A 25465-nucleotide genomic window follows, 5' to 3' on the forward strand; every position below is an offset into this window, starting at 1 on the left:
TAATAAAATGATTAATAAACCTTGTTTTTTAGTAGGTGCAGAAAGGTCTGGTACTACTCTTTTACGTTTAATGTTAGATCACCATCCTTCCATTGGTTGGGTTCAAGAATTTGAATATTCCATTGATTTAGTTACCGATAATGGTCAATTTCCTTCACTCCATCAATATTATGAATGGTTAGAAACTAACCGTATTTTTCAATCTATGGGTTTTATGATTGATCAAAATCTTGATTATCCTTTATTAATAAATAGTTTTTTAGAACAGAAATTTAACTCTTGTAAAAAACCGATTATTGGTGCAACAGTGCATCGTCATTTCGATCGATTACTATATATTTGGCATGATGCTTGTTTCATTCATTTAATTCGAGATCCAAGAGATGTAGCACGTTCTTGTATCGCCATGGGGTGGGCAGGTAATGTTTGGTATGGTGTTGATCGTTGGTTGGAAGCAGAGTCTTTATGGGATAATTTCAAAAAAACTATTACTTCAGATCGATACATTGAAGTTAAATACGAAAATTTAATTACAGATCCCATAACGGTTTTAAGTTCTATTTCTCAATTTTTAGGAGTAAATTATGATTCGCTGATGTTGGCTTATGATCAAGACACTACTTATAGTTCACCAGATCCTAAATTAATACAACAATGGCGAAAAAAAATGTCAGATTTTGAAATTGGATTAGTAGAATCAAAAATAGGTAATTTATTAACTAACAGAGATTATGAATTAAGTGGAGTAAAATCAGTCAATCCTAACTTCTTGGTGAAAAAAAAATTAAAAATACAAAATTGGTGGGCAAAAGTCAAGTTTAGAATTAATCGTTTAGGAATATCTTTATTTTTAGCAGATTTTATTTCCCGTAAATTAGGTTTAAAATCATGGCAAAAACAAGTAACTTTATCCATTAATGAAATCACTAAAAAAAATTTAAAATGATTATGTAATAAATAGAGATAATAATTTTTATGGCTATTGATGTTGAAAAAGAAATATATCAATTATGTATTGTTATAATTAATTATCGTACTCCTCAATTAACTATTGATTGTTTATACTCTCTACTACCTCAAGTTAAAAATTTAAGTTCATCTTATGTTGTGATTGTAGATAATAATTCCCTTGATAATTCTGTAAATCTTATGGAAGAAGCGATCTCTTTAAATAATTGGCAACCATGGATATCAATAATTAGATCAAAGATTAATGGTGGTTTTTCCTATGGTAATAATTTAGGAATTAAAGCTATTAAAGCTAATAATTATTTACTTTTAAATAGTGATACCATCCTTCGTGATAATGCCATCGAAATTTTGTTAAAAGCCTTAGAAAAATATCCTCAAGGGGGAATTTTCAGTCCTCGTTTAGAGTGGTTAGATGAAACACCGCAAATTAGTTGTTTTCGAGATCGATCACCCATTAATGAATTGATAAATGCCGCTCAAACAAGTATTGTTACCAAAATACTAAGTAAATATGATATTCCTTTGCCTGTTAGTGAAGATGTTATCGAAGTTCAATGGACAAGTTTTGCCTGTGTGTTAATTAGAGCAGAAGTAATCGAAAAAATAGGGTTGATGGATGAAGATTATTTCATGTATTTTGATGATATTGATTATTGTCGTCGTACTAGAGAAGCAGGATGGAAAATAATTCATTATCCTTTCGCTAGAGTTGTTCATCTGAGAGGAGGTAGTGGTTCAATGAAAAAAGATCTTGCTACCAGAAAACGTCCTCCTGCTTATCTTTATGCTTCCCGTTCTCGATATTTTGCTAAGTTTTATGGTATTTTTGGCTTATGGTTAGCTAATTTATTGTGGTTAATAGGACGTAGTATTTCTTTAACTAGAGAAATAATCGAAAAAAAATCTCCTCAAACTTGTGACTCAGAAGCAAAAGATATTTGGTTAAACTGCTACAATCCTTTAAAATCTTATAATTTGAAAGAAAATTATCATGAAAAAAAAGCCTGATTTTTTAATCATCGGAGCAATGAAATGTGCCACAAGTACTCTCCATGAACAATTAGCCTTACAGCCTGATATTTTCATGACAGAATTAAAAGAACCAAATTTTTTTAGTAACGATGAGCAATATCAAAAAGGAATAGAATGGTATTTATCTCATTTTGAATCGGCTTCTGATAATTATTTATGTGGAGAATCTAGCACTCACTATACTAAATTACCAACTTATCCTCAAACAGTTTCCCGTATTCAAACCTATTTACCAAATGCTAAATTTATTTATGTAATGCGTCATCCTCTCGATCGCCTTATTTCTCAATATGTTCATGAATGGTCTCAAAGAGTAATAGATATAAATATAAATGAAGCTATTTATCAATATCCAGAACTAATTAATTATAGCAAATATACGATGCAACTCTTGCCATATTTTGAGGCTTTTGGACAACATCGAGTTCTACCAATATTCTTTGAAAGATTATTAAAATATCCTCAAATAGAACTAGAAAAAATTTGTAAATTTATTGATTATCCTCATCAACCACAATGGCAAACAATAGATGCACTGAATGTTTCCACAGAAAGAATGCGTCGAAGTGAATGGCGTGATATTCTGGTAGAAGCTCCTATTCTAAAACAAATTAGACGAAATTTTATCCCCCAAAATTTTCGCAATAGAATCAAAAGTTTGTGGACGATGAAAGAAAAACCTCAACTAAAATCCGAAAATATCAAATATTTAAAATCAATATTTAATGAAGATTTAGAGTTATTAGGATATTGGTTAGGTATAGAACTTAATTGTGATGAATTTCAAAAAAAAATAGTTAATGAAAAAAAAGTTGATTGGCAAAATCAAAATTACCAAGATTCCCAATAATTTTTTCTTTTCATATCTTGATTTGTACTAATATAAACAAGTAAATCAAAAATAAAAGCTATCATCTTCATCGGTAAAAATAAACATTGACGGAAAAAGGAATCAGAAGAAAAACTTTTAAATCGACGAAAAATTCTTGATGAAGAAATCAACCACCATCCTTCTTGTTCAATTCTTTGTGTAATTAATTCTCTTAGCCAAAGTGGATTTTGTTCATTATTTTGCTTAATTAATAATCCAATATTTTCTCCAGCTTGGGATTTTTCCCATAAATAATCAAAAATAAAAGAATTAATAATACTACCCCAAATTAAACGTTTTTCATGGCGTATTAGTGAAGAAATAGTTGTATAAGCCTCAAAAATGTGAGAAGCATTTTCAGCCACTATAATTCTTTCAGGTATAAAATTATTTTGAGTGAAAAGATCTGTAACTATCATTCTATGTAAAAAGCCATCTTCAACCAACAATTCTGGGGGCATCCAAATTTGTCGTAAAATAGAACTTCTTCCACCATAAAGTTGTCCACAAAGAGGTTCATTTTTCCGTTGGTTTTTAACCATATCTTTCCCCGAAACAATGGTAGATATAGATTCAACAAAATTTCTATTTTCTTTCACACTAATATCTTTGACTGGTTTATCTACGACAATATTAGTCTGAGGCTTATTTTCCAGAGTATTAATCATATTTGCTAAAGTATCTTTATTCAAAAACTCAATATCTGCATCGGCTAAAAAGAGATATTTCGCATTTTTATCAGAAAAATTATGAATATATAAATTCCAACTATTACTTTTTCCCGCTATTGTAACTTCTTGAATTTGGTAAGATATTCTTACATTATGAGAACTTAATAATTTATCTTGCCATGATTTGAGAACATGGTCCGCAACGCTCCCTGTATTGTCAGTACAGCCATTAGGCACTACTATGATTTCAATATTTTTATCAAAAGAATGATTCTGAAAAATACTTTGAGCAAAAAGAGATTTTAACATTTTTGTGATTACACAAGATTCATTATAAGCAAGAATACCAATGCTAATAAAAGGAGTATTCATAAAAATGAAATTAAATAGTAATAATAACTAATAAAAACTTAATCATAATATTTATTACAATCTTAAAATTTATTTTCCTTACCTAAAAGGACAAACTTCCATTAGTCTATCCAGATCAATATTTACACTTCTATTTTGGCAAAGATTATATAATTGAGATATTGTTGTATCTGATTGAATAGTATAAACTTGTTGTTCTGATAGTCCCAAAGAACTAAAATAATCTTGAAACTTAAAGTTTTTGCCCGGTATTTTATCCGATAAACGAATCCAACCAGAAGGAATGCCATAAGCATCTGATGCGATTAATCCATGTAAAGAACTCGATACAATTTTTTCACAACTACAGATATTTCGCACTACTTTTTTTAAGGAATCTTTAATATTAATTAATAAAACATCTGGCTGATTATAAAATTTTTTTAATTTTGGATCATGCCAATCTAAAAAATGAGGTATTATTCCTAATTTATACTTACTTGTTACTTTCGGTTGATAAAATCGGGGTAATAATAAAGCTGGATCTCCATAAACATCAGGACAATTAACTCCTAGTTTTCTGACGAGCTTAGCACTCAGAAGACCTCTTACTGCACAAATCTCTTTTGGTTTTTCAACAAAAATATTTCCCTGACTCGTGAAACCACTACCCCAAACAATAGTATTAGAATCAGCATGATGTAGAGTGCTACCAATAACAAGATAAAGAGATTTACCTTTCAAGTTTGGTTTCCAATCTGATTCTTGTTTAAGATTAATATCAATGCCCCTAGCTTTAACTCCTGAAATTAGCTCTATCATCATGGGATTAAGTGCATCACCCCAATTTTTAGTCTCAAACCATAAAAAATTAATATGAGATGCCCAAATGGAATTCCATAGAGGATTTTCAAAAGAGTATTTACTTTTGAGTAATTCTATTCGCAACTTATTTTTTAAATATGGAAAAAAGGCTTGTGTATTTAGTTGCTCAACCATAATTCATTCAATAACTTATATTTATTCTTTTATGATAAATCAATTAAAAACTAAAATAATTTCTTGTATTTCATATCAATTAGATTTAAGTTCAAAAAAAAGCATTTCTAAATAATTTGTATCAAAATAAATCTCAAAAATTTAGATGCAAGAGATTTAAACCCTTGGTTATATAATCATTATATAAATTATTGTTACTTTTAAATGTTTGACAACTGATTTAGAATTGCTATAATTATTAAAAATATAATGTTCAACTATATTATTTCTGAACAAAGTATATTTTTAAATGATAAATCACGAATAAATATTTTACCTATTGTTTGTGATAGACATAAATAGTTTGAGTTTCTAACTTATTACTTAATTTATCTACAGAGAAATCAGTATCAATATTTTCCCTATCCAAAGTTACTTTCAAGCCTAACATGGGATCTTCAGCATCAGCCATTAAAAATTGTAAAGTAGATAAACTTTCCCATGAAGTAATTTGAGTTAGTATTTCTAAAATAGCACTTAAATAAGGATGATTTTTATTTTTATACCAACTTAATTCCACCATATTTGGTTTATCAAAACCCAAGTGAAAAATCATAGATGGTTGACTAAATAGAGCAATAGAAACAGGACGAGTTTCTTCTTGTACAATTAAATTATTACTCCGAGCTAAATTACGTAAATTTTCTAATTTTTGATAACGTTTTGTAGCTGATTTTAAAGGATTTTCCCATGTAATTGCCACGGTGCAGAGATAGGATTGTAATAATAAATGTCCTAATTTTTCAGCTTTAGTAGCCAAATAATTAGAATTATAATCATTTGCTTCAATAAATAATGGTAAACGATCAACTATTTCAATACCATAACCTTTTAAACCAGCAATTTTTCTAGGATTATTAGTAATTAAACGGATTTGATTAATGCCTAAATCATTTAACATTTGCGCACCCATGCCATAATCTCGTAAATCCGCAGGAAAACCTAATTTTTCGTTAGCCTCTACAGTATCAAAACCCCTGTCTTGTAAAGTGTAAGCCTTAAGTTTATTAACTAAGCCGATACCTCGCCCTTCTTGACGTAAATAAACAACAACTCCCAAACCTGCATTTTCAATCATTTTTAATGCTGCTTGTAACTGCATTCGACAATCACAACGTAATGAGCCTAAAGCATCACCTGTTAAGCATTCAGAGTGCATTCTTACCATGACGGGTTGTTGTCCAAATTGATGAATATCCCCCTTCACAATGGCAATGTGTTCAGTACCATCTAATGTATTTCTATAAGCATAGATCTGAAAGTTTCCAAATTGACTGGGGAAATTACAAATTGTTTCTCGATAAACAAAACGATCATATTTCAAGCGATAACTAATTAAATCGGCAATACTGATCAGTTTTAAATTATGTTGCTGGGCGTATTGATAAAGTTCTGGAAGACGTGCCATACTACCATCAGGATTTTGAATTTCACAAATTACTCCTGCTGGATATAAACCAGCCAAACGAGATAAATCTACGGCGGCTTCGGTATGCCCTGCCCGTTTTAAAACACCTCCTTTTTTAGCTCGTAACGGGAAAATATGCCCCGGTCTTGCTAAATCATCAGGCTGTGTGTTAGGATTAATGGCAATCTGAATTGTTTTTGCTCGATCTTCTGCAGAAATACCAGTACTAACTCCTAAATGTTTTGTGGCATCAATACTTACTGTAAAAGCGGTTTGATTACTATCCGTGTTTTTTGTCACCATTAAAGGCAAATCTAGTTCATCTAATCTTTCTCCCGTCATGGCAAGACAAATTAAACCTCTTGCTTCTACTGCCATAAAGTTAATCATATCAGGGGTAGCAAACTGTGCTGCACAAATCACATCCCCTTCGTTTTCTCTATTTTCATCATCTACAACTACAACGGAGCGACCTGATTTTATATCTGCTAAGGCTTCTTCAATGGTGTTAAATGGTATGTTTTCTATGGACACAATTAACAATTTATCTATATTATGAGGTAATTATTATTCTTCAATTTTAACCTAGTTTCGATATTGATCGGGATTTGACTTAAAAAAATATTAAATCTTTCATAACAAATTCTGAAGAAAAGTAAATAGAATTAGTTAAGTTTTATTACTAGAAAAAAGATCAAGAATTGTAGATAAAATAAAACAAAAAATAATTTAAAAAGCTATTTAATTTGTTAGGATAAAGGCAGTAAAATATTTATCTAAAAATATTTATCTATTAAATTTATTTTGCTATTTAGATTCATCAATAAATTACTAGGTGTTCTCCCAATTTAGATTGATCAAGTCTGGTAACCTAGACTCTTTTAGGATTATTAATTATCATCATCACTTATTTATAACTGAGCATACAAAAAAATAATCAATACTGATTATTCATGATTTCGTCTATCCATGCATTTTTATTAGACTTCTCTAAAAAAAGATTTTATTTTCTCTTAGTAAGAGCTTAAGTTCTTCTAAATGACAATTAATTATGAGAGATGTCTATTAATGGGTTTTTTAAAATATTTTTAAGGAGTTAAACCAATGGCGATAACCTCTTTACCTTTTCCCGAAATGGCTGAACAAAAATCTTATATATCGCATCTTATTGAGAAACGTTTGAATACTCAAGAAACATCTTTGCCCTATGATGATGAAAGTATTTATCCTCCTCATTTCTCTGTTTATGGGTTAGATAAGTTAGGCATTAAAAATCCTACCCATGTTTATCGTAATCTATCTGTTCCTAAATTAATAGAACACTCTTTAGCGAAAGGAGAAGGAATTTTAGCTGATAATGGTGCTTTATGCGTGAAAACTGGTAAATATACAGGGCGATCGCCTAAAGATAAATTTATTGTAGATGAACCAACTTCAAGAGAAGAAATTCACTGGAATGAACTAAATGTAGCTATTTCTGAGCATAATTTTGACTTATTGTACCGTAGAGTTATTTCTTACTGTCAAAGACGAGATCTTTACATTTTTGACGGTTATGTAGGAGCTGACCCCCATTATCGCATGAGTGTGCGTATTATCAATGAATTAGCATGGCAAAATTTATTTGCCCATCAAATGTTTATTCGCCCAACTCTACAAGAATTAAATAATCACCAAGCAGATTTTACCGTTATTTGTGTTCCTGGATTACATGGAGATCCTGATTTTGATGATGGAATCAACTCGGAAGCATTTATTGTCGCCAACTTTGCCAAAAAATTAATCATCATCGGTGGCTCAAAATATGCTGGAGAAGCAAAAAAAGCCGTTTTTTCTTTGATGAACTATTTTATGACCATAAAAGATGTTTTACCAATGCACTGTTCCGCTAATATGGACGAAAATGGTAATACAGCACTGTTTTTTGGCTTATCAGGTACGGGTAAAACCACCCTGAGTGCAGATTCTCAAAGACGCTTAATCGGCGATGATGAACATGGTTGGTCTCAAGATGGTATTTTTAATTTTGAAGGAGGATGCTATGCTAAAACCATTAATCTCTCCTTTGAAAATGAGCCTCAAATTTGGTCTGCTATTCGTTTTGGTGCAATCACAGAAAATATAGTTTTAAATCCTTTTAATCGCAATCTTGACTATAATGATAGACGTTGGACAGAAAACACAAGAGTAGCTTATCCTATTGATTACATACCTAATTGTGTGATTCCGAGTATAGGAAGTCATCCAAAAATAGTTATATTTCTCACCGCCGATGCTTTTGGGGTATTGCCACCTATTTCTCTTTTAACCAAAGAACAAGCTATGTATCACTTTATGTCAGGTTACACAAGTAAAATAGCTGGGACAGAAAGAGGTATAACTGAACCACAAGGAACTTTTTCCGCTTGTTTTGGAAAACCTTTTTTGCCACTTTCGGCAGTAGTTTATGCCAAAATGTTAGGAGAAAGATTAGACAAACATAATTCTAAAGTATATCTTATTAATACAGGATGGACTGGCGGAAGTTATGGGGTAGGTAATCGAATCTCTATCAAAGAAACTCGGGCTATGGTTTCAGCCGCTTTAAATGGTGATTTAGACAATGTCAAATTTTTTCCTCATCCTATTTTTAAAGTTTTAATACCTGAAACTGTGCCAAATGTTTCCCCTCATATTTTAAACCCTGAAGATACATGGAGCGATCGTCATGCCTATTATAATCAAGCAAATAAATTAGCACAACTATTCCAAGAAAATTTCAGTCGATTTGAAATAAAAGATAAAAACATTTTACAAGCACAACCACAACCAATTAGCTAAAACCCTTTTAACTTAAGGATTGTTTATAATCACCTGTAAAATTTAGATGTGTCTTCGCCCATAGCCTGAATTCCCTATCTATATAGTGCTTTCATAGTTTTTTATATCGAGCGCAGATAAAAGCAGGGAATTTTGATTCTCAATTTTTAATTGATTTTTGTATCAAATTTAGCTCAAGGTTTTGATTCCTAAAACTTATTCATTCACTTTTGATGATAAATTATGACAAAATTAGAAGATAATTACTAATTACTATAAATAAAAAGTTTTCCAATTCAGATTATGGCAAATACGATCAAAAAAGGTGCATTTGTAAAAGCTATCCCTGAAAAATTAGCTAACACTTTAGAAGCAAAAGCTAGTGATAATAGATTTCCAGCTTACATTTTTGAAAGCAAAGGAGAAATTTTAGATTTGAAGGATGAATATGCTTTAGTTAAATTTTATACTCCTACTCCTAGTGTATGGTTAAAAATTGATCACCTTGAATTAGTAGAGTAAATCATGAATAAATCTCTCACTCTCCCTGTTTGTAGTAAAATTCCTAAAGTTTCAATTATTGGTGCTGGTAATGTGGGTAAAACTTTAGCACAAAGAGTCATTGAGCATAATCTTGCTGATGTTTGTTTATTAGATATTGTCGAAGGTTTACCTCAAGGAATTGCCCTTGATTTGATGGAAGCTAGAGGTATAGAATTACATAATCGTAATATTATTGGTACGAATGAGTATCAAAATACGATTGATTCTGATGTCATCGTGATCACCGCAGGAATTGCCAGAAAACCGGGTATGACAAGGGAAGATTTACTAAAAATTAATGCCAAAATTGTCACCGAAGCTGCTCAAAAATGTTTTATTTATTCTCCTGATGCACTTTATTTGGTAATTACAAATCCCCTTGACGTGATGACTTATTTAGTCTGGAAAACTACTGATTTACCGTCTCATAAAGTAGTGGGAATGGCGGGAGTGTTGGATTCTTCTCGTTTACAGACTTTTATTGCTATGGAATTGGGAGTGTCTGTTAATGATGTTCAAGGTATGGTATTAGGTGGTCATGGTGATTTAATGTTACCATTGCCTCGTTATTGTACAGTAAGTGGCATTCCTATCACTGAATTAATGGACACCGTAACCATTGAAAGATTAGTGCAACGCACAAGAGATGGCGGTGCAGAGATTGTTAAACTACTGAAAACTGGTAGTGCTTATTACGCACCTGCTTCTTCAGCTTTTCAGATGATTGAGTCAGTATTATTAAATCAATCTCAACTGTTATCTGCCGCCGTTTATCTTCAAGGGGAATATGGCTTAAATGATATTTATTTAGGTGTGCCTTGTCGCTTAGGATGTTATGGGGTTGAACAAATTATTGAAATTAATCTTACAGATGAAGAAAAAAGGACTCTCTATGATTCCGCACGATCTGTTCGTGATAATATCAATTTAGCCCTAGAACAATTAGAGAGTGAGTAATTAAAAATTATTAATGGAAGATAGAGAAAAAGATCGACCAACATGGGATGAATATTTTATGTTAATGGCTAAATTAGCGGCTACTCGCTCTACTTGTTTAGCTTTTCCTGTAGGTGCAGTTATTGTCAAAAATAGCCAAGTATTAGCGACGGGTTACAATGGCTCTCCATCAGGCTCAATTCATTGCACCGCTCAAGGTTTTTGTTATGAGGGTTTAAGTAGCTGTGATGCTAGTAAAATATTACCATCAAGAGCTGTTCACGCAGAAGCCAATGCCATTGCCCAAGCGGCTAGACACGGTATTGCTACTAACGGAGCAACTATTTATGTTACTCTTGAGCCTTGTATTTCTTGTTTAAAGTTAGTTATTTCCGCAGGAATTAAAGAGGTTTTTTATGAAACTAATTTTAACTCGGGGGAAAAATTAATTGTCAGAGATGCTTTTGTGGCTGATAATTTAGTTAAGTTATATCCCATGAAAGTTCGTGAGAATGTGGCGAAAAAAGCCAGTTTATTTTTGATTGAGCCTGTTTCTATTACTAAATAATTCATCATTAATAGCCCAATTCTGACTTATGAATATTATTACTTCTGATGTTATTATCCCGAATCAAGACTTACAAATTCAAGGTTTTTTAGCACAACCAGATACCACCGAAATTTTACCGGCTGTGATTGTTATCCAAGAAATTTTCGGTGTAAATGATCATATTAAAGATGTTACCTGTCGGATTGCAAAAGAATGTTATATTGCGATCGCTCCAGCTATTTATCAACGTCAAGCACCTAATTTTACTTCTGGTTATACCCCAAAAGGTATCGAAATAGGGAGAAAATATAAAGACAATACCAAAGCCGAGGAATTATTAAGTGATATTCAAGCTACGATTAATTATTTATATCAATTACCTAACGTCAAAAAAACAGGAGTAGGCACAATTGGTTTTTGCTTTGGCGGTCATGTAGTATATCTAGGAGCAACTTTACCTGACGTTAAAGCTACAGCATCATTCTATGGGGCAGGAATCGCTAATTGGTGTCCTAATGAAAATTTTGCTACTATTGAGAGAACGAAAGATATAAAAGGCAAAATAAACTGTTTTTTTGGCTTAAAAGATGCTAGTATTCCTGAAGATCAAGTTAAGTATATTGAACGTGAATTACAAATAGCTAATATTCCTCATCAAATATTTCTTTATCCTGATGCAGATCATGGCTTTTTTTGCGATGCAAGGGCAAGTTATCATCAAGAATCGGCACAAGACGCATGGCAAAAAGTATTAGAATTGTTTAAAGAAATGATTTAGGTTTTGGACTAAAAATAGAAAAAAAGTTAATACTCAAGTGTCATGATTATTAATTTTCAAAATTAAGGCAAAATTTTTCTCAACAGTGCATAAAATAGAAAAATGAAACTGATATATAAATAGAAGAAAACTTTGTTGTAAAAAAGATTAATGGCAATATCATTACAAAAAGGGCAAAGAGTCTCCCTAGACAAAATTGCCCCCGGCTTAAATGCCGCTTTTATCGGATTAGGTTGGGATACGAATGTAACTGATACAGGATATGACTTTGATTTAGACGCTTCTGTATTTTTGTTAAATGCGAAAGAAAAACTAATATCCGATGAGCATTTTATTTTCTATAATAATCTTACCAGTCCAGATCCTGAAAAATCGGTAAAACATATGGGAGATAACCTGACAGGAGAAGGAGATGGAGATGACGAAGTTGTTATTGTCGATTTGCGTAAAGTACCTTCAGATATAAATCGTATTGTCGTAACTGTGACAATTCATGAGGCAGAGAAGAGAGGACAAAATTTTGGGCAGGTAAGAAACGCCTTTGTCAGATTAGTAGATGTGGAAACCAAAGATGAGGTTTTACGCTATGACTTAGAGGAAAACTTTTCCATTGAAACAGCTTTAATCATGACGGAAATTTATCGTAAAGATGGAGAATGGCGTATGAATGCCGTTGGTGCTGGTTATCAAGGAGGTTTACAGGCTTTACTTAATCGTTATCAATAATCAAAAATCAGGAATTAGGAATTAAATATCAAATATTAATTATTAATTATTAATTATGACAATATCATTACAAAAAGGACAAAGAGTTTCATTAGATAAAGTTGCACCCGGATTGACAGCGGCATTTATTGGTTTAGGTTGGGATACAAACGTGACGGATACAGGAGGAGATTTTGATCTTGATGCTTCTGTATTTTTATTAAACTCCAATGAGAAACTAATTTCTGATAATCATTTTATCTTTTATAACAATCTTACCAGCCCAGATCCTCAAAAATCCGTCAAACACATGGGAGATAACTTGACAGGGGAAGGAGAAGGAGATGACGAAGGAATTATTGCTGACTTACGAAAAGTTCCCGCAGATGTTCAGAAGATAGTTATAACTGTAACTATTCATGAATCAGAAAAAAGAGGACACAATTTTGGACAAGTAAGAAATGCTTTTGTCAGATTAGTAAACGTAGAAACCAAAGAGGAAATTTTACGCTATGACTTAGAGGAAAACTTTTCCATTGAAACGGCTTTAATTATGGCAGAAATTTATCGTAAAGATGGAGAATGGCGGATGAATGCTGTTGGTGCTGGTTATCAAGGGGGTTTACAATCACTACTTAATCGTTATCAATAGACTTTTTTTAGAAGTCAGACAACAGGCAATCAGAAGAATAATTTATGATTTATAAGCAAAAATTGACTTTAAATCTCTTTTTCAGAAATATTTAATAATTAATTAATGAGTAATAAGTAAGACTCAATAATATAAACTATCAACTAATTATTATGGCTATTAATTTACAAAAAGGTCAAAAAATTTCTCTCAAAAAAGAAGCTCCAAAATTACAACAATTAATGTGTGGTTTAGGTTGGGATGTGGCAAAAAAAAGTGGTTTATTAGGAGGTTTATTTCAATCTGATTTTGATTTAGATGCTTCAGTTTTATGCTTAGATTCGAGAGGTAAACTTAAGTCGAATAGTGATATAGTTTATTTTGGTAACTTACGTCATAATTCTTCAGCTATTAATCATTTAGGAGATAATTTAACAGGTTCTGGTGACGGTGATGATGAAGAAATTAATGTCAATTTACCTTTAATTCCTAGTAATATTAGTAAGCTCGTTTTTGTGGTGAATATTTATGAAGCCACTACCAGAAAGCAAGATTTTGGACAAGTTGAAAATGCTTTTGTTCGTTTAGTAAATATTGCTAATAATCAAGAAATCGTCCGTTATACTCTTTCTAAAAATGGTTATCAAGGAAAAACAGGAATGATTATGGCAGAGTTAACCCGTGTTGATGATGACTGGGAAATGACAGCTAAAGGTGATGGTATTATTGCTAAAAGTTTGGGGGATATTGCTAAACTTTATAGTTAGTTTTTAAGTTACTGAAAAGGTGGTTCACTTAAAATATTATAATGAAAAAATTGATCATAATATTAATTGTTAATTGTTAATTTTTAATTTTTAACTTTCAAATAAACTGGCTTTTTCAGCAACAGCTTTTTGTAAGAATTTTTGATAAATTAATTCTCTAAAAGTTTGTAAATCCTGACTCCAAGTACCAATTATTTGTGTTATTTTATTTAAGCGATTTTCTCCTACTAAATTGCTTAGATTATAATTAAAATTACCAGCAAATAAAACGGCAGAAATACTTATATCATTAGATTGTTGTAACTTTGCAGGATTAATATTTAATGCTAATTGACGATCATTTAATTCGTAAAAAAGATTTAAAGATGCTTGAGGAGTAACATTCTCAAAATCACGCCATAATCCTTTATTTAATAAGGTATCATTAATAAAATTTTTACCGCCTTCTTCATCTTGAGAAAATGGGACAATAATTTTAGGGCTAATACTTACACCTTGATATTCAGCATTAGACATCTTATCAACATATTTTTTAGCGATATTAGCAAATTGAAGATCTTTAACTTCTTTTGCACCTAATCCTTCAATAAAACTAACGCTATTAGGTTGGGCAATAATATTCACACCATTTTTAAAACTAACTTGTGATCCTCTTTGATTAGTAATCGGTTGTTTAGCTAATTCCCAATCACTAGGCACGATACCACTCATATTCAGAAAATCATAACTTAAAAGCGTTGGATTTAAGTTTTTGATAACAAAAGAAATAGTTAATTCTTCTATATCTGTTAAAGGAGGATTTTGTTGAGATTGATCAGAAAATTGTGATGCGGAAGTCATTACTGATTTTACACTATTTGATGGTTAATAATACAATTAGATTAGCTTAATTTTTTACTATAAGCAACTGTTTGAATAATTAGAGCAAGAATAGAAGTTATCCAGAATAATTATTTTGATCACGTTTAAACACTATCAATGGTGTAGGTATAGCATGAAGGTTGTCATTGTTTCCCTTTCATTACAGTCATAATGTTATGAAGTTGAAGAGGTGAGGGTTAAACAAATTCACCCCGAATTTTAAAAGCATCTCAGTGGCAAAAAGGTTAGAAGATGAAGGGAGAGTATTTCTACAATTGATTTCGACTAGCTATTAATTAGCTAAAACCAATTTAACTTGCATTTTTGAAAATTAGTAATAATCAAAGAAACTCTTACTCATTAACCATCTCTCACCTTCATCAGTAAACCCAGATACATCTGAACTTACTCCCCCCACAAACATTAAATCTGATTTAAGATTTCTTGATCTAAACTAAAATCTATTTCGATTTTATCTCTTCCCGATGGTAAATAATCATTTTCAAAAGACTCTTTTAAACCTGATACTAAGTCATATTTAGGTTGCCAATTTAATTCTTTTTGAGCTTTAGAAATATCAGTAAAAAAATGTTGCATTCTAATAGGAAATGCTTTTCTTTTTCCTAAATTAAACTGATTAGGATCATAATATTTTATCTCTATTTCTTCTTGTTGTTTGCCTATGGCTTGGGCACAAGCTAAAGCTAATCCTTTAAAGGTAACATAGCGATCTCCCGAAATATTATAAATTTGTCCAATGGCATTAGAATTACCTAAAACTTTACTCATGGCAATAGCTAAATCTTCCACATGACCAAATTGAGTAAAATGTAAACCATTAGAAGGTATTAAAATCGGTAAATCTCGCACTAATCGATCAAAAAACCATGCTTCTAAATCATTATAATTGCCCGAACCATAAATATAAACAGGGCGAATAGAAGTAAATGGAATACCTTGATTTTTCAAAAATTGTTCTGTTTCATATTTACCTTTATGGCGACTTTGTAAATCAACAGCATCATCCTCTCTATGGGGCATTTGTTCTGATGGCAAATAAACTCCTGCTGAACTAACATAAATAAACTGAGAAATTTTATCTTGGAATAGTTCCACTAAAGGTTTCGTATCACTTAATTCTCGTCCGTTGTTATCGAAAATTGCATCAAATTTTTGTCCTTTTAATTTTTCCTGTAATTGGGTTATATCTTTGCGATCGCAATGTATCTGACTAACACCATTTACGGGACAAGGCTTATTGCCACGATTAAACAAAACTACTTCGTGACCTTGATCTACTAAAATTTTAGTTAGAGAAACACCGATAAAACGAGTTCCTCCCATGATAAGAATACGCATAAATTGATTATTAAATAAAATCTTTTCTTAATTAACTATCAATTATCTATTGTCAACTGTCAACTTACTCATTACTCTATCACTGCACTTCCTGTACCTTGAAACATTAACCAAGAAAGAAAAAAATTAGTTATGAAAATAGAAATTAGAGAAATAACCACCGCTTCAGTAGTCGATCGCCCTACACCCTTAGCACCACCGCTGGTAGTTAAACCCCAATTACAGCCGATAATAGCAATCAAAGCACCAAAAATCAATGATTTTATCAAACAAACCACAATATCCCATGTTTTGAGAAAATTTCGCACAGAATCGAGAAAAATTGAGCTAGAAATATCATAAAGAAGATCAGAAATAATTAATCCTGCTGTCATACCCACCAATAAAGAAAGAATACTCAAAACTGGTAACATTAAAGAACAAGCAATGACTCTCGGAGTCACTAAATAATCAATCGGATCAGTTTTTAAAATATATAAAGCATCAATTTGTTCTGTTACTTTCATGGTACCAATTTCTGCCGCAAAAGCACTTCCAACCCTTCCAGCTAAAACTACCGCGGTCAAAACTGGTGCTAATTCACGAGTTAAAGCCAGTGCTAATACACCACCAACGGCACTGGTTGCCCCAAAATAGATAAATTCTCTAGCCACTTGAATAGTAAATACCATACCCACTGATGCCGCAGTAATTAAAGCAATAGGTACGGACGCAGGACCGATAAAAGCCATTTGATCTAAAGTATTACTACGATAGATTTTTGTTTGTAATATATGAACCAAAATTTGTCCTGTCAAAAATATTCCTGATAATAAGCGTTCAAATACTTTATTCACATCATTAGACTTCCAGCAGAAGTGAGGCAATGAGCAAGGATATACAAATTATAAGAGTTGATCATTTTTGATTTTATAATTATTTTATTTTTTATTTTGTAATGGGTCATTAATTCCAATTTCCTCATTTCTCATTACTAATTATTTTCCTTCTACTTTAAAACGTTCCACAGAAGAAATTAAATCCTTCGCAATACCCACAAGATTTTGGAGCGACCCAGCAACACGCTGTGATTCTTGAGAAGTTGCCTGAGCAGTTAATTCTACCGCTTGCATTACTTTTGCCACTCCCCTTGAATTTTCTCGTTGTTCATCGGTGTCAGCAGTAATTGATCTTACTAGAGCATCAATACGGTTAGATACTTGAATAATATCTTCTAAAGCTCGTTTTGCCTGTTCAGAACGATCAGTTACATCTCTTACCTGTTGGATACCTTCTTCCATCGCCGTCATTACCGAACCTGTTTCCGTTTGAATTTGTAATACGATTTGTTCAATTTCTTGCAAAGATTTAGCAGAACGATCAGCTAACTGCCGCACTTCTTCCGCAACAATAGCAAATCCTCTACCAGCTTCTCCCGCCCGTGCCGCCTGAATCGAAGCATTTAATGCTAGAAGGTTAGTACGAGAAGAAATTTGAGAAATAACAGCGACAATGGTCGAAATTTGTTGAGATGCTTCCGCTAATCTTTTAACTTTTCTGGTGGTTTCTGATACTGTTTCCCTAATTTGTAAAATACCTGCCACAGTTCTTTCTACCGCATCACCACCTTTAAGAGCTGTAACACTAGAAGATCTAGCAACTTCTTCCGCTTCTCTAGCGTTTTCTGCTACCCTTTGGATTGAGTCCGTCATCATTTGGACGGAATTGAGAGTTACGGCTAGTTCTTCAGCCATTCTTAAAGCGTCACTGGATTGATTTCGGGCGAATACCTCACTATCTGTACTAGCTTTATTTACTTGTACGGCAGCCTGTTTTACCTGCTTAACAATTTTTCTTAAGTTAGTAATGGTTAGGTTAAAAGCATCCGCTACCGCACCTAATACGTCTGCGGTGACTTCTGCTTGTACCGTTAAATCTCCTCTAGCAGCTCCCTCCACGTCATCAAGAAGGCGGATAACTTGGCGTTGTAAATCTTCTCTTGCTCTTTCTGTTTCTTCCGCACGTTTTCGAGCTTCGGTGGTAGTGGTATTGATCATTTTCGCCATTTGGTTAAACCCTGCGGCTAGAGTACCAAATTCATCTTGAGAGTAAACTGTGGCTTTTACTTCATAATTACCTTGATAAACCGACTCAAATTGATTTTGAAGGTCATTAGTATAACGTTTGATATGATTGCTCATCAAATAACCCATTGCCACCGTTGAACCTCCACTGGCAATTCCTGCCAATAAACTTAAGAAAAATCTACTGCCAAAAGGATAGCTAACAGATTGTTTTGATGTGGGTTTTGCCGTTTCTTTTTTCGGCTGTGTGGTTGACGATGGTTTCTGATTTTCTTTCTTTTGTGCACTCGTGACTGTATTTTTAATTTCTGCAGTTTGAGGCGTAATGGTTGCAGGTAACATACTTACGAAAAACACTACCAAAAAAGTTACTAAACCCGTCACGCCACCGTGAACTAATTGTTTAGAAAATAAAGGTACATCAAAATATTGGGCAAGATTTCCTTGGGGAATTTCTACTTCTGGGGTAACATTTACAGACAAAGGAGTACTGGATATATCTGTCAAAGAAGAAGAAACACTTATTTCGTCATCTTCTATATCAAGATTTATGCGATCAGTATCAAAGCTAAAACTACCCGTGATTTCATTTTCAAAATCATCATCAAAAACACTATCATTATTATCAATAATATTATTAAAACTTTTATCAGCCCGTTGCTCTTTAGTAAAAATACTAGAAACAGGTAACTCATCAGCACCAATATCAGGAATATCGTCCAATTCATCAGGAGCAAAAAAGAAATTATCTTCTCCGTCTGGCACTAAAGGATCATCTTCATCAATTTCAGTATTAAAAGAAGTAGATTTTTTCGCAGAAGTTAAAGGCTCTAATTCAGAACTATAATCGCCGAAATCTTCATCAAAATTACCTAATAATTCTGAACCTCCAGTTAACATTTTTTCTAAATCACTTAACTCAGGTTCATCAGAAGAAACTACAAAAGTAGGAGTACCAGTTTCTTGTAAATCATTGGCATCAAAATCATTTTCATCATTCCCAAAACCATCAAAATCAGACTCGTCAATATCCATCTCCAATAAATTATCCGCCAAAGGCTCAAATTCTGAATTTTGATTGTCATTCTTGGAAAAATCAATAACTACATTCGCCGCCGTATCATCATCATCATCGTCATCAAAGGGATTAAAACTATCATTGTCTGAAGGAGAAGAAGATTTTGCTTTCGGAGGAGGAGAGGAAAAATCTCTATTTAAAGGTGCATTTTGTTGTAAGGTTGGATCTTCAATTTCTTCTTCTTCTAAATCTTCAACATCCCAGTCAATACTATCAAATTGAATGCTACTAGTCCAATTATCATTCGGCTCGTCATCATCAATTTCCTCAATATCATCTTCAAAATCAGGAGTTTCTACTTCGTCAGGATAAAAATTATCTAATTCTTCTTCTTGTATTTGCGTTAATCCTTGATGAGCTAGGCTAACTAAATCTTGATGATCTGTTAAACTCAATACTTCTTCATAAGTTGCTTTTGCAATTTCATATTTTTGTTGACGTAAATGAATATGACCCTTAAGTAATAAAACACTAGGATCATGAGGATAATCTTCGATAATTGAGTCTGTAATATTATTAGCAGTCTCTAAATCACCTTCCAGATAAGCTGTTTGAGCTTGTCCATATCTTTGTTGATAATCAGTTTCCGATACCATTGTGCCTTCTCCGTCAATTGCTAAGTTCGTTATTTAATCTTGGTGACTGATATAATAAATATGCTTTCTGTTTATGCTACCCAACGAGCAGAGCGAAGAATAGCTATTTGATCTAAAAGTCGAACATAGTTATTTCGCTCATCTAACCATTCTCCTTGAATATAAGGTGAGATATGATCCGGAACATTTTGAGTGATTTGCAAAGTATCCACGTCTAACCACTGCATTGCACCTAATCTATCTACTGCTAACCCTAAAATGGTTTCTTGTTCTTCAATAGCAATAACGGGAATTTCGCTCCTGTCTGTATTTAACATATTAGGATAACCCAAAAACTGTCCTAAGTCAGCTACCCAAATAATTTCTCCCCGAAGATTAATCGTACCTAATAGTAATGGTGAAGCATTGGGAATAGGAGTAATTCTTTCTGGCTCTTGTTGAATTACCTCTCGAATACCAGCCGCCGGAAGTGCAAATTTATCTCCTGATGGCAAAGTAAAACGAAGATGTAGTTCACCATCGGGAATTTGTACTCCTTCTACATCTTGTTCTATACCAAGAGACACTTGAGAATTATTAATTAATTCTGGATAGTTTTGATTATCAGCCATTTTTTTACTAAGTATTAAATTTTTCTCAATATCATTACAATATGTTATTTAGCATTGGAGTGAATCTTTCAGATCCTAGACACAGAATAGATAATTGGGCATTTGGGAAAAAAATAATTTGATTCAAGGTTTAAAGGATTATAGATAATGAAAATTATTTGCCTATAATTATCAAATTTAGATAGTTAAGTGAATAAATTACATATTTTTAGTCTATATTTTATTTTACTGTTTGAATTAATTAATTATTTGTTCAATTATTTTGAGCTCCTACTCTTGATTGATCTTGAAACTTGAGGTAAACACTAAATTAACACTACTATCCTTTGAGTAATTGTCTAATAGTGGCAATAAGTTCTTTTGGTTGAAATGGTTTTGCTATATAAGCATCTGCTCCTTGTTTCATACCCCAATAGCGATCAAAATCTTCTCCTTTAGACGAGCAAATCAAAACAGGTACATTCTTCGTATTAGGATTTGATTTAATATTTCGACAAACTTCATAACCATTCATTTTTGGCATGACTATATCTAACACCACAAGATCAGGACTAATCGTTGGTAATATTTCTAAGGCTTCTACTCCATCAACTGCTATTTCAACCTTTAACCCTTGTTTTATCAATAATTCACTAATCATTTTTCTTGTCGATAAACTATCTTCGACAAGCAACACTGTACTCATAATTATTACTACGTTTCTGCTATTATCATAATTGTATATCTTGATCGACCATTAAGAATGAACAGTGAACAAGGAAAAGGTTTTTTATCTTTTTTCCCCACAAAGCGAGAGGAGCTTTTTTTAATAATTAATTTATTATACAAATAGACTAAACTTGCTTGAAAATCTAGTTTTTAGCGATCGCATAGTGCTATTTCATAAAGGCGATGAAAAGAGAATGAAAAAATTATAAAATTTTGAGGGGTGAATGCTATTCACCCAAGTAATGAGAAATCAATTACTATTTCCTAATCTAATTAAAAATTAAGATTGATAATCACTCAAACGTTGAATTTTTGCACCTAAACCTTGCAACTTTTGCTCTAAGTTTTCATAGCCTCGATCAAGATGCTGTAAACCCTGTACAATAGTTTTACCATTAGCGGCTAAACCAGCTAAAACAAGTGCCGCAGAAGCTCTTAAGTCTGTTGCCATAACAGGAGCACCTGATAACATTGACACACCAACTACGTGAGCAGAATTACCTTTGACTTTGATATTTGCTCCCATGCGTTTAAGTTCAGCTACATGACGTAAGCGATTTTCAAAGACTGTTTCAGTAACTAAACTATTACCTTCACTAATGGTTAAAAGTGCCATAAATTGTGCTTGCATATCAGTAGGAAAACCCGGATGAGGTAAAGTTTCAATGTCACTAGCTTTTAATTCACCTGGAAGAGTGCGTAAAGTATTTTCATCTTCTTGGATGACTTTACAACCTATTTCTGATAATTTGGCGATGACAGGAATTAAATGATCATGATTGACGGAAGTAACAAAAATTTCTGAGTGAGTAATTGCTCCAGCTACCAAAAAAGTTCCAGCTTCGATGCGATCGGGTATAATCTGATAGTCAGTACTATGTAAACGTTCAACCCCTTTAATAACAATAGAATCTGTACCAGCACCACTAATTTTTGCACCCATACTATTACAGAAGTTAGCTAAATCGACAATTTCAGGCTCTTTAGCGGCATTTTCGATGACAGTTTCACCGTCAGCTAAAGTTGCCGCCATCATGATGGTTTCTGTCGCCCCAACACTGGGATAATCCAAAAAAATATTTGCACCTTTTAAACGTCCACTACTACCTTTTACAGAGGCATTAACGACACCATGTTCAATAGTTACATTCGCACCCATAGCCTGTAATCCTCTAACATGAAGCTCTACAGGACGAGAACCGATGGCACAACCGCCTGGTAGAGGAACTTGTGCTACACCTAAACGAGTTAAAATAGGACCAATGACGAAAAAACTAGCCCGTAACTGAGAAACTAATTCATAAGGGGCTTTAATGGCTTTTAAATCACGAGGATTGAATTCCCAATTTGAACCTATTTTTTTTATTTTAACCCCAAGAGAAGCTAAAACTTGCCCCATTGTATTAATATCTGCAAGGCTAGGCATATTAGATAAACGACAATCATCTGCACAAAGTAATGTACCAGCCATAATAGCTAAAGCAGAGTTTTTTGCACCACTAATTTTTACTGTGCCTTGAAGAGGATTTCTACCAATAATTTCTAATGCTGGTTGAGGATTAGAATTAGAGATAATATTATTGGAGACGAGGTTTTCTGTAGAATTATTTATAGTTTTGTCCTCCGAATTTAATTCTTTTAATATAAAGTTTTGTCACAATTTCGTCTTGATTCTACCTGATAAATTCCCTTTTGTTACATTTTTCTCATAAAGTTTCTCAAAAACTAAATTTATTGGTAGGCAAAAGATAATGGTGTAATAGGATAAATTTTCAGCTTTTCATAATTATTAATTGTTAATTGTTATCTAGCCATTGCTGTAAGATAATGGCAGCAGCACGTTTATCAATTAAGCCTTTATTATAGTGAGAAAATTTTTTAGCTTCACGCAGTTGTTCTTCTGCTTCAATAGAAGTTAATCTTTCATCGACAAATTCTAAAGGCAATTCTAAGGCGTTACTTAATCTTTTGGCATATTTCATTACTTGTTTAGCTTGAAATCCAACTTCACCATTCATTGTATAAGGGATGCCAACAATTAAGCGATTTGCTTCTCTTTGGGCAACTATTTTGCGAAATGCTTCCACATCATCTTTAAAAGAAGCACGAATAACGGTAGTTAATTCTGTTGCTAACATTCCTAAGCCATCACAACCAGCGACTCCGATTCTTCTCAAGCCTATATCTAATCCCAATACTGAAATTCTTTCCATTAATTTTTTCTCTAAAATAACTCTTAATAAGGTTAAACATCACTTTTTATAGTATTGATCATTAATTATTAAATGCTGTTTTCGTCAAAATCTCTAAAGGTTTATATTTAAGTAAAAACTCTAATTCTATATTATTTTTTACTAATAAAGCTCCTGCAAAACCTAAAGAATTAATTGATATTGATTCTATTTTTTCTTGTTTTCTCGGTATTACCATCATCCAATCTTTTGTTATTAATAAGTTATAATTAATTGAAGGTTTATTATCTTTTATTTTTATATTTAATTTAGCTAATATTTGATAGTAATAATCAAAAGTTATTTTACCTAATTCTTGTGGGGACTTGTGAGTTATATCCTCAAAAAAACTAACAGCTTGTGAGTATGGTAGTGATTTTAAAGTGATAATATTATCTTCATTTTTATTACTTAAAATTAAATTATTAATAGGTAAAGTATCAATTTCTGGCACTAAAGGATAAGGTACTATTTGTAAATGTTTATGGGGTTGAGATGCACCAGCAATTTTGCCACCATTATAAAAACCTAAGCCATTTATTTGCTTAAATACTATCCATAAAGCGGTAAAATCCTCAAGAGTTAAAATAGTATCTTGAGATTCAAATTCACGGGTAATAACTAATAAATGATGATTAACTACATTATATTTATTTAAAATTAGTACATAATTTTCATTAATATCAGTAATAAATAAATCTTTTTCATAGGGTAGAAAAGGATTAAATTTGTAGTTAGATTCTTTTTGTTTTTCCTTTTGTTGTTTCTTCGCTTTCTCTTTTTTATCTAAATTATCTAAAATTCTAACAATAAATTTGATGCCATTTTCTTCTACAATTTGATAGTGAGTAGGAATAGGATGTAAGACTTTTTTGACTAAGGCTTCTTGCGTCACTAATTCTATTTTTTCCCACAAACTTAGATTATTTTCGATCATATTTTAAATTTAATTGACAGGTGACATTATCACATAAAAACTTTAGTTATTACTGATTTTTTTTAATCATAGATGAGTTGACGGCATTACAAGTGCGGGCAGTTTTCGGCGGAATTGGTAAATCAAAACGAGAATGAAAATCTTTTTGTACTTTATAACTTAAACGAGGTGATACTTGTTTGACTATTTGAGTTAAAAGGCGATCTCCTGTACTTCTAATGGCTGACATAGGTAATTTATAAATAAATTTAGGAAATTTAACTTTTACTTCTAAATCTAACTGCCAATTAATTTTCGTGATGATTTCAGGCAAAGAAATTTTCCCGTGTTGGCAATAAACCTTTTCGATGCCTGTGGATGCTTGAGATACGGGGATTGATTCTATTTCCATGTTAGAAATATAATTTACCTCATAACCTTGATGATTAAACTCAGGATTATTCACCGAATACATAGAATAATGGTTAGATTGTGGAGGTTCTAGTATTACACTCATTTGTGGTTCGACGTTGTAGCCAAAAGCGCCATAATGACCAATAATTAAAGTATAGCCGTTTTCCCCGAAAGGCTCTGCTTTCATGGGAGAGGCACATCTAACAAACCAGCCTTGATGATCATTGAGATAATTTGCCACAGTGTCTTCATCGCTATACATTTCCAAGATACCGCAAAAACATGATTGAAAAGTTACAGGCTCTTGTTCAAAAATTTCTAATTCCTCATCGCTAAAAGAATTTTCTATTAAATTGTTTTGTTTATTTTCTGGAGAAATATTTGACTCTAACATAGTTTAGCAATTGACGTTTAGTAGTTGACAATTGACAATGGACAGTTGACAATTAATTTTTTAACGATATTAAGTATCGAATATTATATAGATCAATTATTGATTCATTAGTAACAAATTAGCATTTTTTGTCAAATTTTTTTTGTTTATATTTCTAATTCTTAATCCTTAATTAATCCCTA

General features: G+C 32.2%; 24 protein-coding genes. 11 read left to right on the top strand and 13 right to left on the bottom strand.

Annotated features, from left to right (window positions below; all coding sequences use genetic code 11):
• Nucleotides 1–7: 7 nt before the first annotated feature.
• The 3 genes from GM3708_RS15660 to GM3708_RS15670 are packed head-to-tail and all read left to right on the top strand — an operon-like array spanning nt 8 to nt 2854.
• The gene (locus tag GM3708_RS15660) at nt 8–946 is read left to right on the top strand and encodes a sulfotransferase (RefSeq protein ID WP_066348883.1); all 939 of its coding nucleotides are present in this window, start codon (nt 8–10) and stop codon (nt 944–946) included.
• 29 nt (nt 947–975) lie between these two features.
• On the top strand, nt 976–1980 hold the full coding sequence (locus GM3708_RS15665; protein WP_066348886.1) for a glycosyltransferase family 2 protein: 1005 nt from the start codon (nt 976–978) through the stop codon (nt 1978–1980).
• Nucleotides 1964–2854, top strand: a complete 891-nt coding sequence (locus GM3708_RS15670) for a sulfotransferase (RefSeq protein ID WP_066348887.1) — start codon at nt 1964–1966, stop codon at nt 2852–2854. The genes GM3708_RS15665 and GM3708_RS15670 overlap by 17 nt, the downstream gene beginning before the upstream one ends.
• On the opposite strand, the gene GM3708_RS15675 is transcribed toward GM3708_RS15670, so the two are convergent.
• From GM3708_RS15675 to ribBA, 3 genes are all read right to left on the bottom strand, one after another.
• Complete coding sequence (locus GM3708_RS15675; protein WP_066348890.1) at nt 2836–3918, bottom strand: glycosyltransferase family A protein; 1083 nt, start codon at nt 3916–3918, stop codon at nt 2836–2838. The genes GM3708_RS15670 and GM3708_RS15675 overlap by 19 nt on opposite strands.
• 78 nt (nt 3919–3996) lie before the next feature.
• Nucleotides 3997–4896 carry a polysaccharide pyruvyl transferase family protein gene (locus GM3708_RS15680; protein ID WP_066348893.1) on the bottom strand — a complete coding sequence of 300 codons (900 nt, stop codon included), beginning with the start codon at nt 4894–4896 and terminating at the stop codon, nt 3997–3999.
• A 316-nt stretch (nt 4897–5212) separates the two neighbouring features.
• Complete coding sequence (gene ribBA, locus GM3708_RS15685) at nt 5213–6877, bottom strand: bifunctional 3,4-dihydroxy-2-butanone-4-phosphate synthase/GTP cyclohydrolase II (protein WP_082714159.1); 1665 nt, start codon at nt 6875–6877, stop codon at nt 5213–5215.
• A 570-nt stretch (nt 6878–7447) separates the two neighbouring features.
• Between ribBA and pckA the strand changes: the two genes are divergently transcribed.
• The 8 genes from pckA to GM3708_RS15725 all read left to right on the top strand — a co-directional run bounded on the left by pckA (nt 7448) and on the right by GM3708_RS15725 (nt 14052).
• On the top strand, nt 7448–9163 hold the full coding sequence (gene pckA, locus GM3708_RS15690) for a phosphoenolpyruvate carboxykinase (ATP) (RefSeq protein WP_066348897.1): 1716 nt from the start codon (nt 7448–7450) through the stop codon (nt 9161–9163).
• Between the two features lie 282 nt (nt 9164–9445).
• Nucleotides 9446–9664 (top strand): NAD(P)H-quinone oxidoreductase subunit O, encoded by a 219-nt coding sequence (locus GM3708_RS15695; RefSeq protein ID WP_066348903.1) that lies wholly within the window; start codon nt 9446–9448, stop codon nt 9662–9664.
• Between the two features lie 3 nt (nt 9665–9667).
• Nucleotides 9668–10642, top strand: coding sequence for a malate dehydrogenase (mdh, locus tag GM3708_RS15700; RefSeq protein ID WP_066348906.1), 975 nt, complete (start codon nt 9668–9670; stop codon nt 10640–10642).
• A gap of 13 nt (nt 10643–10655) precedes the next feature.
• The gene (locus tag GM3708_RS15705; RefSeq protein WP_066348908.1) at nt 10656–11189 is read left to right on the top strand and encodes a dCMP deaminase family protein; all 534 of its coding nucleotides are present in this window, start codon (nt 10656–10658) and stop codon (nt 11187–11189) included.
• A 28-nt stretch (nt 11190–11217) separates the two neighbouring features.
• Nucleotides 11218–11949: a dienelactone hydrolase family protein gene (locus GM3708_RS15710; protein ID WP_066348910.1), complete on the top strand. Its 732-nt coding sequence runs from the start codon at nt 11218–11220 to the stop codon at nt 11947–11949.
• Nucleotides 11950–12099: 150 nt separating this feature from the next.
• Nucleotides 12100–12675, top strand: a complete 576-nt coding sequence (locus tag GM3708_RS15715; RefSeq protein WP_066348912.1) for a TerD family protein — start codon at nt 12100–12102, stop codon at nt 12673–12675.
• A gap of 55 nt (nt 12676–12730) precedes the next feature.
• Nucleotides 12731–13306, top strand: coding sequence for a TerD family protein (locus GM3708_RS15720; RefSeq protein ID WP_066348913.1), 576 nt, complete (start codon nt 12731–12733; stop codon nt 13304–13306).
• 152 nt (nt 13307–13458) lie between these two features.
• Entirely contained in the window at nt 13459–14052 is a 594-nt protein-coding gene (locus tag GM3708_RS15725; protein WP_066348914.1) for a TerD family protein, read from the top strand.
• Between the two features lie 90 nt (nt 14053–14142).
• Here the strand turns inward: GM3708_RS15725 and GM3708_RS15730 are convergent, their stop codons facing one another.
• The 10 genes from GM3708_RS15730 to GM3708_RS15775 form a co-directional block, all read right to left on the bottom strand.
• Complete coding sequence (locus GM3708_RS15730; protein ID WP_066348916.1) at nt 14143–14892, bottom strand: hypothetical protein; 750 nt, start codon at nt 14890–14892, stop codon at nt 14143–14145.
• 444 nt (nt 14893–15336) lie between these two features.
• Complete coding sequence (locus tag GM3708_RS15735) at nt 15337–16272, bottom strand: NAD-dependent epimerase/dehydratase family protein (RefSeq protein ID WP_066348917.1); 936 nt, start codon at nt 16270–16272, stop codon at nt 15337–15339.
• A gap of 71 nt (nt 16273–16343) precedes the next feature.
• Nucleotides 16344–17108 carry an MlaE family lipid ABC transporter permease subunit gene (locus GM3708_RS15740; protein ID WP_082714161.1) on the bottom strand — a complete coding sequence of 255 codons (765 nt, stop codon included), beginning with the start codon at nt 17106–17108 and terminating at the stop codon, nt 16344–16346.
• 141 nt (nt 17109–17249) lie between these two features.
• Nucleotides 17250–20009: a HAMP domain-containing methyl-accepting chemotaxis protein gene (locus GM3708_RS15745; protein WP_066348921.1), complete on the bottom strand. Its 2760-nt coding sequence runs from the start codon at nt 20007–20009 to the stop codon at nt 17250–17252.
• A gap of 71 nt (nt 20010–20080) precedes the next feature.
• Nucleotides 20081–20620 (bottom strand): chemotaxis protein CheW, encoded by a 540-nt coding sequence (locus GM3708_RS15750; RefSeq protein WP_066348922.1) that lies wholly within the window; start codon nt 20618–20620, stop codon nt 20081–20083.
• A gap of 319 nt (nt 20621–20939) precedes the next feature.
• Nucleotides 20940–21305, bottom strand: coding sequence for a response regulator transcription factor (locus GM3708_RS15755; protein WP_066348924.1), 366 nt, complete (start codon nt 21303–21305; stop codon nt 20940–20942).
• Nucleotides 21306–21608: 303 nt separating this feature from the next.
• The gene (murA, locus tag GM3708_RS15760) at nt 21609–22901 is read right to left on the bottom strand and encodes a UDP-N-acetylglucosamine 1-carboxyvinyltransferase (RefSeq protein WP_144439333.1); all 1293 of its coding nucleotides are present in this window, start codon (nt 22899–22901) and stop codon (nt 21609–21611) included.
• A gap of 223 nt (nt 22902–23124) precedes the next feature.
• Complete coding sequence (ruvX, locus tag GM3708_RS15765) at nt 23125–23541, bottom strand: Holliday junction resolvase RuvX (protein ID WP_066348929.1); 417 nt, start codon at nt 23539–23541, stop codon at nt 23125–23127.
• A gap of 61 nt (nt 23542–23602) precedes the next feature.
• A complete protein-coding gene (locus tag GM3708_RS15770) occupies nt 23603–24496 on the bottom strand; it encodes a DUF4922 domain-containing protein (protein WP_066348931.1) in 894 nt (297 codons plus the stop codon).
• Nucleotides 24497–24545: 49 nt separating this feature from the next.
• Nucleotides 24546–25283: a DUF1997 domain-containing protein gene (locus tag GM3708_RS15775; RefSeq protein WP_066348933.1), complete on the bottom strand. Its 738-nt coding sequence runs from the start codon at nt 25281–25283 to the stop codon at nt 24546–24548.
• Nucleotides 25284–25465: the final 182 nt, after the last annotated feature.

This window comes from Geminocystis sp. NIES-3708, from assembly GCF_001548095.1.
Lineage (GTDB): Bacteria > Cyanobacteriota > Cyanobacteriia > Cyanobacteriales > Cyanobacteriaceae > Geminocystis.

Excerpts from the sequence above, each read along its gene's own strand:
- GM3708_RS15660 (WP_066348883.1), top strand. The coding sequence starts at position 8 with ATGATTAATAAACCTTGTTTTTTAGTAGGTGCAGAAAGGTCTGGTACT.
- GM3708_RS15665 (WP_066348886.1), top strand. The coding sequence starts at position 976 with ATGGCTATTGATGTTGAAAAAGAAATATATCAATTATGTATTGTTATA.
- GM3708_RS15670 (WP_066348887.1), top strand. The coding sequence starts at position 1,964 with ATGAAAAAAAAGCCTGATTTTTTAATCATCGGAGCAATGAAATGTGCC.
- GM3708_RS15675 (WP_066348890.1), bottom strand. The coding sequence starts at position 3,918 with ATGAATACTCCTTTTATTAGCATTGGTATTCTTGCTTATAATGAATCT.
- GM3708_RS15680 (WP_066348893.1), bottom strand. The coding sequence starts at position 4,896 with ATGGTTGAGCAACTAAATACACAAGCCTTTTTTCCATATTTAAAAAAT.
- pckA (WP_066348897.1), top strand. The coding sequence starts at position 7,448 with ATGGCGATAACCTCTTTACCTTTTCCCGAAATGGCTGAACAAAAATCT.
- GM3708_RS15695 (WP_066348903.1), top strand. The coding sequence starts at position 9,446 with ATGGCAAATACGATCAAAAAAGGTGCATTTGTAAAAGCTATCCCTGAA.
- mdh (WP_066348906.1), top strand. The coding sequence starts at position 9,668 with ATGAATAAATCTCTCACTCTCCCTGTTTGTAGTAAAATTCCTAAAGTT.
- GM3708_RS15705 (WP_066348908.1), top strand. The coding sequence starts at position 10,656 with ATGGAAGATAGAGAAAAAGATCGACCAACATGGGATGAATATTTTATG.
- GM3708_RS15710 (WP_066348910.1), top strand. The coding sequence starts at position 11,218 with ATGAATATTATTACTTCTGATGTTATTATCCCGAATCAAGACTTACAA.
- GM3708_RS15715 (WP_066348912.1), top strand. The coding sequence starts at position 12,100 with ATGGCAATATCATTACAAAAAGGGCAAAGAGTCTCCCTAGACAAAATT.
- GM3708_RS15720 (WP_066348913.1), top strand. The coding sequence starts at position 12,731 with ATGACAATATCATTACAAAAAGGACAAAGAGTTTCATTAGATAAAGTT.
- GM3708_RS15725 (WP_066348914.1), top strand. The coding sequence starts at position 13,459 with ATGGCTATTAATTTACAAAAAGGTCAAAAAATTTCTCTCAAAAAAGAA.
- GM3708_RS15730 (WP_066348916.1), bottom strand. The coding sequence starts at position 14,892 with ATGACTTCCGCATCACAATTTTCTGATCAATCTCAACAAAATCCTCCT.
- GM3708_RS15735 (WP_066348917.1), bottom strand. The coding sequence starts at position 16,272 with ATGCGTATTCTTATCATGGGAGGAACTCGTTTTATCGGTGTTTCTCTA.
- GM3708_RS15745 (WP_066348921.1), bottom strand. The coding sequence starts at position 20,009 with ATGGTATCGGAAACTGATTATCAACAAAGATATGGACAAGCTCAAACA.
- GM3708_RS15750 (WP_066348922.1), bottom strand. The coding sequence starts at position 20,620 with ATGGCTGATAATCAAAACTATCCAGAATTAATTAATAATTCTCAAGTG.
- GM3708_RS15755 (WP_066348924.1), bottom strand. The coding sequence starts at position 21,305 with ATGAGTACAGTGTTGCTTGTCGAAGATAGTTTATCGACAAGAAAAATG.
- ruvX (WP_066348929.1), bottom strand. The coding sequence starts at position 23,541 with ATGGAAAGAATTTCAGTATTGGGATTAGATATAGGCTTGAGAAGAATC.
- GM3708_RS15770 (WP_066348931.1), bottom strand. The coding sequence starts at position 24,496 with ATGATCGAAAATAATCTAAGTTTGTGGGAAAAAATAGAATTAGTGACG.
- GM3708_RS15775 (WP_066348933.1), bottom strand. The coding sequence starts at position 25,283 with ATGTTAGAGTCAAATATTTCTCCAGAAAATAAACAAAACAATTTAATA.